Source organism: Acidovorax kalamii (assembly GCF_002245625.1).
Lineage (GTDB): Bacteria > Pseudomonadota > Gammaproteobacteria > Burkholderiales > Burkholderiaceae_C > Acidovorax > Acidovorax kalamii.
The window spans coordinates 261360-275704 of record NZ_NOIG01000004.1 but is presented as its reverse complement, the minus strand read 5'-3'; the positions used below and the strand labels follow the sequence as shown (position 1 = coordinate 275704).

Here is a 14345-nt window from a genome sequence, read left to right as displayed (position 1 = left end):
TTGGGTGGTCAGACGGGTATCAGCCCCGGGGCAGGCGGTGCGCCGGTCTCGGCCACTGCTGCTGCCAGTGCAGGCTGCGCTGCATCATCGCGCACCAGCGGCGATGGCGCCACCAGCCACAGCGGCCGTTTGCCAACGCGAAAGTGCAGCGGCGGCGCCATCCACTCGCGCTCGCCATCAAACGCCACCTTGACCTGCGGCGGGCGCCAGCTGGCCGGGGCCACCGTCAGCTCGGTGCAGGCAATGCTGGTCACGGCACCGTCCTTGTCCAACTGGCCGGTGGCGGCGTTCCATACCGTGCGGGCCGTGGCCCAGCGGCCCTGGGGCTTGAGCATCACCACGGCCAGGTGCCCGCCGTCGGCCACCTGCTGCGCCTGCGGCAGGCCCATGCGGTCCAGCTGCAGCGGGTTGTTGCCCACAAACAGGGTGGCAACCAGATGCTCCTCGTGCTGCACCTCGGCGCCGTGGTGGGTGGTCATCACCACGCGCCAGCGCCTGCCTGCTGCGGGGCGGAACAGGCTCCACACCGCCGATGCCACCGCCACCCAGCGCGAGCGGCCAAACCGCTTGGAGGCCCGCTCGCGCTCTGCCAACAGCTTGGGGTACAGGCCCACGCTGGCGTTGACAACGAACATGCGGCGGTTGACATGGCCCACCTGCACGGGGCGCATGTCCCCCGCGTGCAGGGCCTGGAGCAGGTCTTGCACCGCCTGCTCCGGGTCCAGCGCCAGACCATGCTCGCGGCTGAAGTAGTTGAAGGTGCCCATGGGCACCACCCCCATGGGCACGCCCGCGTGCAGCGCGGCCGCCGCCACGGCGTTGATGGTGCCGTCGCCACCGGCGGCCACCACCAGGCCGCCATCGGTGCGCGCGGCCTCGGCAGCATCACGCGCCAGTTGCACGATGTCGCCGCGCTGGTGGGGCACATGCCACACCACGTCGTGCGCCTGCAGCGCCGCCACGCCTTCGAGCTTGGCGCGCAGCAGGTCCAGGTCGGCCCCCGGCCGCCTGGGCACCACCAGGTGGATGGGGCCACGGGGTTTGGGAGGATGGGGGTGGTCGGAAGGGGTCATGCAAAACTCTGCAACAAACAAGAACAGCCCCACACCACAAAGGGGCAGGAGCCGCAGGGTCGCCCATGGTCGCAGCCAGGCGCGGTGCCCGCAGCCGGTCGCAGCGCCATCGCCGTGTCAGCCTGCGCCGACACATGCCCGCACCGTGCACGCAATACACCCACCACGTCCCGGGATGCTGGGAACTTCGGTACAACCTGCGGCTTCTTTCCATGGGTAGTGCAGGCAACTGCATCCGAAAAAAGTGGGAAACCAAAAGAGAAAGGACCACCCCGCACCATGACGACGACCGTCCCTGCCGCGCCATCCACTGCCTCCACCGCATCCGAGCTGGGCACCTTGCTGGCGCAGCACCCCGTGGGCTGGTGGCTGGCGGGCGTATTGGCCCTGGTGCTGCTGGGCGCCACCGCACTGGCGGGTCTGCGCGCCCTGCGCCACCACACGGGCCCGCCGCTGAACCGATTCTTCCCAGCGCAGGCCCCCACCCTGATGCTGGTGGCCATGGCCGCATCGGCCTGCGTGCTGGTGCTGGCGGGCGCCACAATGGCCGATCTGGCCGAGAGCGGGCGCACCCAGGGCCCCTGGGGCGTGCTGGATGACACCATCGCTGCGGGCTTGCGGGCCCAGGCCGACACCGCCGTGCTGCAGGTGTTTGCCACCCTCACCCACCTGGGCGACACCTGGGTGCTGGCGGCCCTGGCACTGGTCGTGGCCGCCGCTCTGTGGTGGCAGCAGCACCGCCTGCTGGCCATGGGCTGGCTGGTGGCCATGGCGGGCAATGGCGCGCTGACCAAGGTGCTGAAAAACCTCTTCGAGCGCGTGCGGCCCGAGCACACGCACGGCCTTGCCGAGGCCAGCGGCTACAGCTTTCCCAGCGGGCACAGCAGCGCGTCGATGGTGGCGTATGCCATGCTGGCCTACCTGGCCACGCGGCTGCTGCCGCGTGGGTGGCACCTGCCCGCCGCGATGGTGGCCGGTGCGCTGATCTTCACCACCGGCTGGAGCCGCGTGGTGCTGCAGGTGCACTACGCCAGCGACGTGCTGGCAGGCTGGCTGCTGGGCGGCACCTGGATGGTGTGCACGGTGCTGATCATGGAGAGTGTGTCGCGCTGGCGCAGTCCGGCCCTTGCCACCGCTGCAGCGCAGCGCCCCTGAGCCTTCAGATCGCCACGAGGTTGCGAATGCCCTTGGCTTCCATCTCGCTGCCCGGACCGCGCGCGATGACTTCGCCGCGCTCCATCACCAGGTACTCGTCAGCCAGCTCCTGCGCAAAGTCGTAGTACTGCTCGCACAGCAGGATCGCCATCTCGCCCTTGTCGGCCAACATGCGGATCACGCGGCCGATGTCTTTGATGATGCTGGGCTGGATGCCTTCGGTAGGCTCGTCGAGGATGAGCAAACGCGGGCCGGGGGCCAGGGCGCGGGCGATGGCCAGTTGCTGCTGTTGCCCGCCCGACAGGTCGCCGCCCCGGCGCTTGAGCATCTGCTTGAGCACGGGAAAGAGTTCGTACAGGTGCGGCGGCACGGGCGTGGAGCCACTCTTGTAGGCCAGGCCCATGCGCAGGTTTTCTTCCACCGTCAAACGCCCGAAGATTTCGCGGCCTTGGGGGACGAAGCCGATGCCTGCGCGGGCGCGATCGTAGGGGGTGGCCTTGTCGATGGCTTTGCCGTCGAACTGGATGCTGCCGCTTTTGATGGGCACGAGGCCCATGAGGCTTTTGAGCAGCGTCGTTTTGCCGACGCCGTTGCGGCCGAGCAGGACGGTGACTTTGCCGGGGGTGGCGGTGAGGCTCACGTCGCGCAGGATGTGGGAGCCGCCGTAGTACTGGTTGATGTTTTGGACGGTGAGCATGGTGGTCTTTTGAGCTTTTTTGGCTGTTTGCGCCTGTCTAGCAAGCGTTTTTAGCTATTGATTTGAGAGCGTTTTTTGCCATCGCAGGAAAGGGCGTTGCGATGCTGTGGGGCGCCGTGTAACCGTTCGGGCTGAACCTGTCGAAGCCTTGGCCTACTGGTTTGAAAGGCGTGCTTGGGTTGAGGGCGGAGGCCGGGGTGTGCGCCCGGCGGCGCAGTAACTTTCTTTCGTCTCGCCGAAAGAAAGTCACCAAAGAAAGGGCGACCCTGCTGTCTGCGACCCCTTCGCTTCGCTGCGGGGCAACCTGCGGTGCTCGGTCACGGGGTGCACCGCAGAACTCGCTGCGCGCCTGCGGCGCTCCGCTCGAACAACTGCGGTGAGTCAGTTCACGAAGCATGCGCGCTCCGACGCGCATGCCACCCCACGCCCTGCGCGCCCCAGGCGCATCCAGAAGGGAACCCGCGAATCGGACATCCACACGGGCCATCGCTGCGCTCGGCCCAGCCTGCGCAGCGCGTGGCGCTTGCGCCCGCGAGAGGGGGCCGAGCGAAGCAAAGGCCCGTGTGGCTGTTCGGCTGTTCGGCTGTCCACCCCCTGCTGGCTGCGCCTGCGGCGGGGCGGTTGTGGGGTGGCATGGGCGTCGAAGCGCCCATGCTTCGTGCTCTGACTCGCCGTGGTTGTCCGAGCGGCGCTGCGCAGCAGCAAAGCGAGTTCCACGGCGCACCCCGCAACCGCCCCGCCGCAGGTTTGCCCCTTCGCAACGCGAAGGGGTCGCAGACTGGGGGGCGCCTTTTCTTTGCTCACTTTCTTTTGGCGAAGCAAAAGAAAGTGAGTCGCCTGCCGGGGCGACAACCCGGCTCCCGCCCTCAACCCCAGCACGCCCTCCAAACCAGCACGCCCCAGCTTCGACAGGCTCAGTCCGAACGGCTCCGAGGCAGCGCCCAGCCTTCGACAAGCTCACCCCGAACGGATAGCGGACGCTCACGAGTTCCAAAGAGCCAGGGCGAAAAGACACCATCACCGCCCCAAATAAACCTCAATCACCCGCTCATCCGCCTGCACCTGGTCCAGCGTGCCCTCGGCCAACACCGAGCCATCACACAGCACCGTCACCTTCTCGGAAATGGTGCGGATGAACCCCATGTCATGCTCCACCACCATGAGCGAATGCTTGCCCTTCAAGGTCAGGAACAACTCCGCCGTCCGGGCAGTCTCGTCATCCGTCATCCCCGCCACCGGCTCGTCCAGCAGCAACAGCTTCGGGTCCTGCATCAGCAGCATGCCAATCTCCAGCCACTGCTTCTGCCCATGGCTCAGATTGCCCGCCTGCCGCGTCACCCCATCGGCCAGATGAATCGTGTGCAGCACCTCCGCCAAGCGGTCCGACTGCGCAGAATCGAGGCGGAAGAACATGCTCGACTTCACCCCCTTGTGGGTCTTCAACGCCAGCTCCAGGTTTTCAAAAACCGTGAGCTGCTCGAACACCGTGGGCTTTTGAAACTTGCGGCCAATGCCCAGGCTGGCAATCTCGGGCTCGTTGTGGCGCAGAAGGTCAATCGTCGAGCCGAAGAACACCGTGCCTTTGTCGGGCCGCGTCTTGCCCGTGATGATGTCCATCATCGTCGTCTTGCCCGCACCGTTGGGGCCGATGATGCAGCGCAGCTCGCCGGGCGCAATGTCCAGGCTCAGGCCATTGATGGCCTTGAAGCCGTCAAAGCTGACATGCACGTCTTCCAGGTACAGGATGCGGCCGTGGGTCACGTCCACCTCGCCGGGCACGGCGATGCGCGAAAAACCTGCAGCACGGCCGCCGGATTCAGTCTGGCCCAGAGCAGCAGGCGCCAGCGTCTTCTGCAAACGCCGCGCGCCTTCTTCCATCAGGTCGGGCGTCATTGCGCAGCTCCCTTTTTGTTGTTGTTGCTATCTTTCAACTTCTTGACCAGGCCCACAACGCCGTTGGGCAGGAACAGCGTGACCGCAATGAACAGCGCACCCAGAAAGTACAGCCAGAACTCGGGCGCCGTCACCGTGAGCCAGCTCTTGGCGCCGTTGACGATGAAGGCTCCCACGATGGGCCCGATGAGCGTCGCGCGGCCGCCCACCGCAGCCCACACGGCGATCTCGATGGAGTTGGCGGCACTCATCTCGCCGGGGTTGATGATGCCAACCTGTGGCACATACAACGCCCCCGCCACGCCGCACATCATGGCGCTGATGGTCCAGATGGTGAGCTTGTAAGGCAGGGGCGAATAGCCCGAGAACATCACGCGGCTCTCGGCATCGCGCACGGCCTGCAGCACGCGGCCGAACTTGCTGCGCACCAGCCAACGTGCCAGCAGGAAGAAGCCCAGCAGCGTGACGCCCGTCAGCACAAACAGCGTCATGCGCATGTTCTGCGTGGCAATGGGCGTGCCCAGGATGCGCTTGAAGTCGGTAAAGCCGTTGTTGCCGCCAAAGCCGGTTTCGTTGCGGAAGAACAGCAGCATGGCCGCATAGGTCATGGCCTGGGTGATGATGGAGAAGTACACGCCCTTGATGCGCGAGCGGAAGGCGAAGTAGCCGAACACAAACGCGATCACGCCCGGCACGGCCACGATGAGGATCAGCGTGGCGATGAAGCTGTCAGACAGCGCCCAGTGCCAGGGCAGCTCCTTCCAGTCGAGGAACACCATGAAGTCCGGCAGGTCGCTCTTGTAGTTGCCGTCGCGGCCGATCTGGCGCATGAGGTACATGCCCATCACGTAGCCGCCCAGCGCAAAGAACAGGCCGTGGCCCAGGCTCAGGATGCCGGTGTAGCCCCAGATCAGGTCCATGGCCAGCGCGCAGATGGCGTAGCACATGATCTTGCCGAGCAGCGCCACGGCGTAGTCGCTGAGGTGGAACATGCTGCCTGCGGGCACCCACAGGTTGAGCACGGGGGCCACGGCACACACCACGATGAGCGCCACGATGAAGGCCGACCAGCCACCGCGCGTGAGCAGCGGCGCCGGTGCGGGCAGTTGGATGTTGGGAGAGGTTGGCGTAGTCATGATCAGTCGTCTCTGGTGCTTCAGTCGGCCGTACGCCCTTTGACCGCGAAGATGCCCTGGGGCCGCTTCTGGATGAAGATGATGATGAACACCAGCACCGCAATCTTGGCCAGCACCGCACCCGCCCAGCCTTCGAGGAACTTGTTCAGGATGCCCAGGCCCAGCGCGGCATACACGGTGCCCGCGAGCTGGCCCACGCCACCGAGCACCACCACCATGAAAGCATCGACGATGTAGCTCTGGCCCAGATCAGGCCCCACGTTGCCCACCTGGCTCAGCGCGCAGCCCGCCAGACCCGCAATGCCCGAGCCCAGTGCAAAGGCCATGGTGTCGATGCGCGCGGTGTTCACGCCCATGCACGAGGCGATGGGGCGGTTTTGCGTGACGCCACGCACAAACAGGCCCAGGCGCGTGCGGGCAATCAGGTAGCCCATGCCCAGCAACACGGCGATGGCAAAGCCGATGATGACCAGGCGGTTGTAGGGCAGCGTGAGGTTGGAGAGCACCTGCACGCCGCCGCTCATCCACGCGGGGTTTTCCACGCCCACGTTCTGCGCGCCGAAGATGGTGCGCACCAGCTGCATCAGCACCAGGCTGATGCCCCAGGTGGCGAGCAGTGTCTCCAGCGGGCGGCCGTACAGAAAGCGCAGCACGCCGCGCTCCAGCACCGCGCCCACGGCGGCGGATGCGCCAAAGGCCAGCGGCAGCGCGGCGACCAGGTACCAGTCGAACGCACCCGGAAAATACTTCTGGAAGATGCCTTGCACCACATAAGTGGCATAGGCGCCGATCATCATCAGCTCGCCATGGGCCATGTTGATCACACCCATCAGGCCGTAGGTGATGGCCAGGCCCAGTGCGACGAGCAGCAGGATGGAGCCCAGGCTGATGCCCGAAAACGCAGCGCCCAGGCGCTCGCCCCAGGCGAGCTGGCCGTCAATGGCTTTGAGCGCGGCTTGCAGTGCTGCCTTGACCTTGGCATCTTCTTCGACGGTAACGCGTTCGTTGAGCAGCAACCGCGTGTCGGGTGTCGCGCTGAGCGACAGCGCCTGCGCGGCAGCGATGCGCTGTGCGGCATCGTCGCTGCCCAGCAGCGTGGCGGCGCGGGCCAGCTCCAGCTGGGTCTTGATCTTGTCGTTGGTCTCCTGCGCCAGCGCCTTGTCCAGCAAAGGCAGACGGCCTGCATCAGGCTCTTTGGTCAGGGCCTTGGCGGCGGCCATGCGCAGCGCTTCATCCTTGCCAAACAGCGCCAGGCCCGCCAGGGCCGTGTCGATCTCGCCGCGCATGCGGTTGTTGTTGATGATGTCTTCGGCATCGGCGGGCACGGGCACCTCGGCACCCGTCACGGGGTCGATGCCCTTGTCGCCCTTCACGATCAGCGCCTTGCCGCCCGCCACACGCACTGCGTCGTCGGCCAGGGCCTGCAAAAAGGCGGCGACCCGATCACTGGGCTCGACCACTGCCTGCTGCACGGCCGCCACACGGTCGTCGGTCTCGCCCGCGGCCATGGCCAGGGCCTGCTCGGCGGTGAGGGCGTGGGCGCTGCCCGCCAGGCACAGCAGGCTGACCAGGCACCAGCGCATGGCCAGAAAACATCGCAACATAAGAAGAATTCCGTTCGGCCTGCTCTCGGTGGCAGGCGGGTGTCAAAGAAAAAGGGAGGGCGCACACAGGCGCCCTCCCCTCTTGGGCACACTGCAGGTGCTTACTTCTTTTCGGGCTCGTCCTTCTTCTTGTCGTTGCCTTCGATGTAGGGAGACCATGGCTTGGCCTTCACGGGGCCGGGGGTCTTCCACACCACGTTGAACTGGCCGTCGGCCTTGATCTCGCCGATGAACACACTCTTGTGCAGGTGGTGGTTCTTCTCGTCCATCTTGGAGACGATGCCCGACGGTGCCTTGAAGGTCTGGCCGGCCATGGCGGCAATCACCTTGTCCACGTCGGTGCTCTTGGCTTTCTCCACAGCCTGCTTCCACATGTTCACGCCGATGTAGGTGGCTTCCATCGGATCGTTGGTGAGTGGCTTGTCCTTGTGGCCAGCGATATTCTTGGCCTTGGCGTAGTCACTCCACTTCTTGATGAAGGCGGTGTTGTCCGGGCTCTTGATGGACTGGAAGTAGTTCCAGGCAGCGAGGTGGCCCACGAGCGGTTTGGTGTCCACGCCGCGCAGTTCTTCCTCACCCACGCTGAACGCGACGACCGGCACGTCCTTGGCCTTCAGGCCGGCGTTGCCCAGCTCCTTGTAGAAGGGCACGTTGGAGTCGCCATTGATGGTGGACACCACGGCCGTCTTGCCGCCCTGGCTGAACTTCTTGATGTCGGCCACGATGGTCTGGTAGTCAGAGTGGCCGAAGGGGGTGTACTTCTCGTCGATGTCGCTGTCCTTCACGCCCTTGCTCTTCAAGTAGGCGCGCAGGATCTTGTTGGTGGTGCGGGGGTACACGTAGTCGGTGCCCAGCAGCACCCAGCGTTTCGCGCTGCCGCCGTCCTTGCTCATCAGGTAGTCCACTGCGGGGATGGCCTGCTGGTTGGGCGCGGCGCCGGTGTAGAACACGTTCTTGGACAGCTCTTCGCCTTCGTACTGCACGGGGTAGAACAGCAGGCCGTTCATTTCTTCCACCACGGGCAGCACCGACTTGCGCGACACCGATGTCCAGCAGCCGAAGATGACCGAGACCTTGTCCTGCCCCAGCAGCTGCTTGGTTTTTTCGGCGAACAGGGGCCAGTTGGAGGCCGGGTCCACCACCACGGGTTCGAGCTTCTTGCCCAGCACGCCGCCCTTGGCATTGATCTCGTCGATCGCCATGAGCACGGTGTCTTTCAGCACGGTCTCGGAGATGGCCATGGTGCCCGACAGGCTGTGCAGGATGCCGACCTTGATGGTCTCCTGGGCATGGGCTGGCAATGCAGACAGGCCAGCGAGCGTAGCGACAGCCGCAAGGGCCTTGAGGGAATAACGACGTTGCATGTGTGCTTCTCCGGTAGGTAAGGGTTCAAACCGCCTCGCCCTGACCCTCGGTGGATTTCCGTGGGCTGTGTAGTGCGATGGAATGGATTCTGGAGAGCAGGGCTTGCTTGGGAAATACGCCGGGTGGCGTACGCGCTGGCACCGCCACGGAAAAGCGCAGCTTGCAGGCAACGCCTGTGTCGGGTAGGCGAAACGCTATGCATTTAATAGCTATTAGGGCATACCCAATGCGCGGTAACGGCCAAAAATAGTCAGAATCTTCGGCAACCACAGCGCCGTGGGGGAAATGCCCGCCCCGCCTACGATGGTGGCCACGGCCCCACACCCAGCCACAAAGGAACCGACCCATGGTGAAACGACGCACAGTGCTGCTTGGCGGCGCCGCAACAGCGGGCGCGCTGGTGATTGGCTGGGGCGTGATGCCCCCACGCCAGCGCCTGCACCCCGCAGACCCTCTGCCCGCCACCCCGGGCCAGGCCGCGCTCAACGGCTGGCTCAAGGTGGGCACCGACAACACCGTGACGGTGATGATGGCCAAGTCCGAAATGGGCCAGGGCACGCACACCGGCCTGGCCGCCATCCTGGCCGAAGAGCTGGACGCCGACTGGAAGCAGGTGCGGCTGGCGATGGCGCCCATCGACGACATCTACAACAACTTGGCCACCGTGGTGGACGGCCTGCCCTTCCACCCCGACAACGACGGGTCGATCAAGGCCGTGGCGGGCTGGCTCACAGCCAAGACCATGCGCGAAGTGGGCGTGATGATGACGGGCGGCTCCAGCAGCATCAAGGACCTGTGGCTGCCCATGCGCGAGGCCGGTGCCCATGCGCGTGCCATGCTGGTCCGCGCTGCCGCCGCGCAGTGGAAGGTGCAGGCCGCAGAGTGCACTGTCAACGCAGGCTGGGTGGAGCATGCCGCAGGCCAGCGCGCCAACTTTGGCGAACTCGCTGCGCTGGCCGCGCAGCAGCCCATGCCGGGCAAGGTGGTGCTGAAAGAAGCCGCGCAGTTCAAGCTGATCGGCAAGCCCCTCACGCGCATCGAGGCGCCCAGCAAGCTCGACGGCAGTGCAGTGTTCGGCATTGATGCGAACCCGCCCGGCCTGCTGCACGCCAGCGTGGTGATGTGCCCCACGCGGGGCGGCAAGGTGGCCCGGTTGGATGCCGCCGCCGCGCAAAAGCTGCCCGGCGTGAAGCAGGTGCTGGCCGTGGCGCCCTACCATGGCGGCACAGGCGGTGTGGCCGTGATTGCCGACACGCCCTGGCACGCCAAGAAAGCCGCCGCTGCCGTCACCGTGGAATGGGACCACGGCCCCGCCGCCACACTGTCGAGCGAGGCCGTGATGGCGCGGCTGGCCCAGGCGCTGGACGAAGCCAAGGGCTTTGGCTACCACAGCGCGGGCGATGTGGATCAGGCCATGCAGGGCGCCGCCACCAGCCTCACCGCCGACTACCGCGCGCCTTACCTGGCGCATGCGGCGCTGGAGCCCATCAACTGCACGGTGCAGGTCAAGGACGGCGCCGCCCAGGTGTGGACATCCACCCAGGTGCCGGGCCTGGCGCGCATGGCGGCGGCCAAGGCACTGGGCATGGACGAAGAAAAAGTGACCGTGCACCAGCTGCTACTGGGTGGTGGCTTCGGGCGGCGGCTGGAGGTGGACTATGTGGCCCAGGCCGCCGCCATTGCCCAGGCCGCTGGCGGCGCCCCCGTGCAGACGCTATGGAGCCGCGAGCAGGACACGCAGCACGACTTCTACCGCCCCGCCTGCATGGCGCGCTTCAAGGCGGGCTTTGATGCGCAGGGGCTGCTGGTGGCGTGGCACAACCTGTCGGTGGGCCAGGCCATCGTGCCGCAGGTGCTGGCGCGCACCTTCGGGCTGCCCGGCGCGGGGCCCGACAAAACCGCATCGGAAGGCGCGTTTGACCAGCCCTACGAATGGCCCCACGCGCGCATTGCGCACGAGATCATCGACCTGCCGTTGCCCGTGGGCTTCTGGCGCTCGGTGGGGCATTCACACCAGGCGTTCTTCAAAGAGAGTTTTGTGGACGAGGCGGCCCACGCGGCCAAGAAAGACCCGGTGGCCTTCCGCGCTGCACTGCTGCAAAAGCACCCGCGCCACCTCCAGGTGCTGCAAAAGGCGGCCGAGCTGGCGGGCTGGGGGCAGCCCTTGCCGCCCGATGCATCGGGCGTCCAACGGGCGCGCGGTGTGGCGCTGCACCAGTCTTTTGGCTCCATCGTGGCGCAGGTGGCCGAGGTGTCGGTGAGCGCCGACAAGGCCATCCGCGTGCACCGCGTGGTGTGCGTGATTGACTGTGGCGCGGCCATCAACCCCAACCTGATCGCGCAGCAGATGGAGAGCGCCGTGGTGTTCGGCCTCACGGCGGCGCTCTATGGCGAGGTCACGCTGAAAGACGGGCAGGTGCAGCAGAGCAATTTTCACGACCTGCCGCTGCTGCGCATGGCCGACTGCCCGCACGTGGAGACGCACATCATTGCCAGCGCCGAGCCTCCCGAAGGCGTGGGCGAGCCCGGCGTGCCGCCGATTGCCCCGGCGGTGGCCAACGCACTCTTTGCCCTGACCGGCCAGCGCCTGCGCGCCCTGCCGCTCAAACTTGCCTGAACCGATTCGAGGAACCACCATGTCCACCACCCTGCGCATCAACGGCAAAGCCGTCTCCGTCGCTGCCGAACCCGACACCCCGCTGCTGTGGGTGCTGCGCGGCGAGCTGCACATGAACGGCACCAAGTTTGGCTGCGGCATGGCGCTGTGCGGCGCCTGCACCGTGCACCTGAATGGCGAGCCCGTGCGCGCCTGCATCACGCCGCTGTCGGCCGTGGGCGATGCGGACGTGACCACCATCGAAGGCCTGCAGGGCCCCGAAGCCACGGCCCTGCGCGCGGCATGGACGGCGGTGGACGTGGCGCAGTGCGGCTACTGCCAGAGCGGGCAGCTCATGTCGGCCTGCGCACTGCTCAAGAAGACCGCCCGACCCAGCGATGCGGAGATTGACGCCGCCATGTCGGGCAACGCCTGCCGCTGTGGCACCTACCCGCGCATCCGGGCGGCCATCCACCAGGCGGCCCAGGCACCGCGCCAGGGCTAGACATCCTCTCTAGATCCCGCCGCCCAGATCCAGCTGCGTCGGTGCAGCCATGCCGCCGTCATCGGGCTGCGCATCAGCGACGTACACGGCGTTGCGCCCCGTGCCCTTGGCCTGGTAAAGGGCCTTGTCGGCACGGTTCACCAGTTCTTCAAAGTCGAGCCCCGAGCCCTTGTGCAGGGTCGCCACCCCGATGCTGACGGTGACCGCCACGTCCTTCCCCGCGTCGCCCACCGCCACCCGCAGCGCCTCGACATCCTGGCGCAGCGTTTCAGCCACGCGCAGTGCGCTCGGGCCATCGGTCTCTGGCAGCACAATGACAAACTCCTCGCCACCGAACCGCGCCACGATGTCCACACCACTGCGCTTGCGCGCTGCGCATGCCTGGGCCACGGCACAGATCACGCGGTCGCCCGCAAGGTGGCCATAGGCGTCATTGACGGCCTTGAACAGGTCGATATCCACCACCAGCAGCGACAGCGGGTGGCCAAAACGCTCGGTGCGCTTGTACTCCTTGGCGCCCAGCTCCATCAGCGTGCGGCGATTGGACAGGCCGGTGAGCGAGTCGTTGGCGGCCAGCCGCTCCAGCGCGGTGTTGAGCTGCTGCAGCAGGCGGTTCTGCTCGGTGAGCTGCTGGTTGATCTGGGCGATCTCGGTCTCGCGGCACTTGCGGTCGTGGATGTTGAACGTGACTCCGATCAAGCGTTTTCCCGGCGTGGCGCTGTGGCCGTCCATGATGCGGCCGTAGTTGGCAAACCAGACCCACTCGCCACTTTTGGAGCGCAGCCGGAACTCGCAGCGGTACTGCGGCGTGACACCCGTCAGGTGGTCTGCCACCGCCTTGCGCACGGTGTCGATGTCGTCGGGGTGGAACAGGCCGTAGATGTCCTGAACGCCCGAGACGATTTCATCTTCGGTAAAGCCCAGCTCCTCGAAAGTCTTGGTGGCCTTGCGCGTGACGTTGCCGGTAATGAGATCGTTCTCCCACAGATCCAGTCCGGCCGCCTCCAGGGCCAGTTCCAGCCGCTCCTTGTTCAGGTCTACTTCACCCATACCCGTGGCCATTGTTCACAGCGTTCCGTTTCGTTCAGATGTCTTGCGCCAGGCTTCGGGTTTCCGTCTTCAACCAATCTTCAGGCCGGGGGCATGCCACCTGCGTAGCCAATATTGCGCAACAGCGCTGCAAACGACGCCACCACCCCGGGGGTGTTGTAGAGCTGGGGTGCGGTCTGCACCGCAATCACGCTCACCATGTTGCCGGTGCTGCGGCCCGTGGCGGCATCGAAATACTGGGCCAGGTCGTCGCTGGCGTTCGAAAACCCGCGTCCCGTGCTTTCGGAGTAGTAGCAGATCGAGTCGGGCGCAATGATGTCGGGGGTGGTGCTCGCCGCCGAATACATGATCAGGTTCTCGTTGAGGTTGTAGAGGTAGTGCGTTTCGGTGCTCTGGGCCGGGTCCTGCGCATTGTCCAGCCGGATGATGCCCGAATCCAGCGACGCACTGGAGGTGGACTGGGTGACCGAGGTGATATAGAAGTTGCTGACCACGGCACGCGCGGTGCGGCCGGTGATCTCCTCAATGCCCGCAGCCACGGCCTGGGTGCTCAGCGGCGTGACCGCCTGCAAGAGCTGCAGGCCCAGCTGGCGTGCCTGCTCCAGCGTGCCCGGGATGTAGCTGCCCGACAACGCAAACTGGTTGCCCGCGTTGGAGGGCCACATCGCAATGCCCGAATACCCGCCAAAACCGCCCACCACGCCGCCTGCCAGTGACTCGATGCCGGACGCCGTGGCAGAGCCCAGCACCGCATATTCCGCCGCCACGAGCGTGGACGCATCGCTGGCCAGCACGGCGGGGCTGGGCGCTGGCCCGGTGGGGGCGGTGAAGGTGGTCTGGGGCAGTTCGGGCACGGCACGGCCCGCGCCGTCGCCATTGACCACCCAGACGCTGCCACCCGACATGGCCGCCCCGATCAGCGGCACCAGCGAATTGATGGGCCCGATCTCCACCGGGATGAAGGCGCCGGGCTGCATGCCGGTGTAAGCCTGCATCACGGCCACGGTGTTGCTGATGGAGTTCTGCACCGCCGTGAGGGTGAGGTTGTCGGCCGCGTCGGGCGAGCCCATGATGGCCAGCACGCAGGCGTTGGTGGCACCGTCGTAGTCCTGCACCTGCACCGTGCCGGTGTAGCCCTGGTCTGCCAGCTGCTGCACGATGGCGCAGGCGTCGTGGTAGCTGCCACCACCACCGCTGGCCAGCACAGCCGCCCCGGTGGCAATCGCCTGGAAATCGGTCAGGCCATAGAAATAGACATTGCCCATCAAGCA

The 14345-nt window shown here is 66.1% G+C and carries 11 protein-coding genes; 3 read left to right on the top strand and 8 right to left on the bottom strand.

All coding sequences use genetic code 11. The features are described from left to right. Positions 1-8: 8 nt before the first annotated feature. Entirely contained in the window at positions 9-1073 is a 1065-nt protein-coding gene (locus tag CBY09_RS04375) for a diacylglycerol/lipid kinase family protein (protein ID WP_094287988.1), read from the bottom strand. A gap of 279 nt (positions 1074-1352) precedes the next feature. Between CBY09_RS04375 and CBY09_RS04370 the strand changes: the two genes are divergently transcribed. Further along, complete coding sequence (locus tag CBY09_RS04370) at positions 1353-2228, top strand: phosphatase PAP2 family protein (RefSeq protein WP_094286781.1); 876 nt, start codon at positions 1353-1355, stop codon at positions 2226-2228. A gap of 4 nt (positions 2229-2232) precedes the next feature. Here CBY09_RS04370 and urtE read toward each other — a convergent pair whose 3' ends face one another. The 5 genes from urtE to urtA all read right to left on the bottom strand — a co-directional run bounded on the left by urtE (position 2233) and on the right by urtA (position 8922). After that, the gene (gene urtE, locus CBY09_RS04365) at positions 2233-2925 is read right to left on the bottom strand and encodes an urea ABC transporter ATP-binding subunit UrtE (RefSeq protein WP_094286779.1); all 693 of its coding nucleotides are present in this window, start codon (positions 2923-2925) and stop codon (positions 2233-2235) included. Positions 2926-3942: 1017 nt separating this feature from the next. Continuing rightward, complete coding sequence (urtD, locus tag CBY09_RS04360) at positions 3943-4818, bottom strand: urea ABC transporter ATP-binding protein UrtD (RefSeq protein WP_094286777.1); 876 nt, start codon at positions 4816-4818, stop codon at positions 3943-3945. Next, on the bottom strand, positions 4815-5954 hold the full coding sequence (urtC, locus tag CBY09_RS04355; protein WP_094286775.1) for an urea ABC transporter permease subunit UrtC: 1140 nt from the start codon (positions 5952-5954) through the stop codon (positions 4815-4817). Before urtC ends, urtD begins: the two co-directional genes overlap by 4 nt. A 20-nt stretch (positions 5955-5974) precedes the next feature. Next, positions 5975-7558 (bottom strand): urea ABC transporter permease subunit UrtB, encoded by a 1584-nt coding sequence (urtB, locus tag CBY09_RS04350; protein WP_094286773.1) that lies wholly within the window; start codon positions 7556-7558, stop codon positions 5975-5977. Between the two features lie 101 nt (positions 7559-7659). Next, on the bottom strand, positions 7660-8922 hold the full coding sequence (urtA, locus tag CBY09_RS04345; RefSeq protein ID WP_094286771.1) for an urea ABC transporter substrate-binding protein: 1263 nt from the start codon (positions 8920-8922) through the stop codon (positions 7660-7662). Between the two features lie 347 nt (positions 8923-9269). On the opposite strand from urtA, the gene CBY09_RS04340 reads away from it, so the two are divergent. Then, positions 9270-11540, top strand: a complete 2271-nt coding sequence (locus tag CBY09_RS04340) for a xanthine dehydrogenase family protein molybdopterin-binding subunit (protein WP_094286769.1) — start codon at positions 9270-9272, stop codon at positions 11538-11540. 19 nt (positions 11541-11559) lie between these two features. Next, on the top strand, positions 11560-12024 hold the full coding sequence (locus CBY09_RS04335) for a (2Fe-2S)-binding protein (protein ID WP_094286767.1): 465 nt from the start codon (positions 11560-11562) through the stop codon (positions 12022-12024). Between the two features lie 9 nt (positions 12025-12033). On the opposite strand, the gene CBY09_RS04330 is transcribed toward CBY09_RS04335, so the two are convergent. Both CBY09_RS04330 and CBY09_RS04325 read right to left on the bottom strand, forming a co-directional pair. Next, on the bottom strand, positions 12034-13074 hold the full coding sequence (locus tag CBY09_RS04330; RefSeq protein ID WP_094286765.1) for a sensor domain-containing diguanylate cyclase: 1041 nt from the start codon (positions 13072-13074) through the stop codon (positions 12034-12036). An 80-nt stretch (positions 13075-13154) separates the two neighbouring features. Further along, positions 13155-14339: an S-methyl thiohydantoin desulfurase domain-containing protein gene (locus tag CBY09_RS04325; protein WP_094286763.1), complete on the bottom strand. Its 1185-nt coding sequence runs from the start codon at positions 14337-14339 to the stop codon at positions 13155-13157. Positions 14340-14345: the final 6 nt, after the last annotated feature.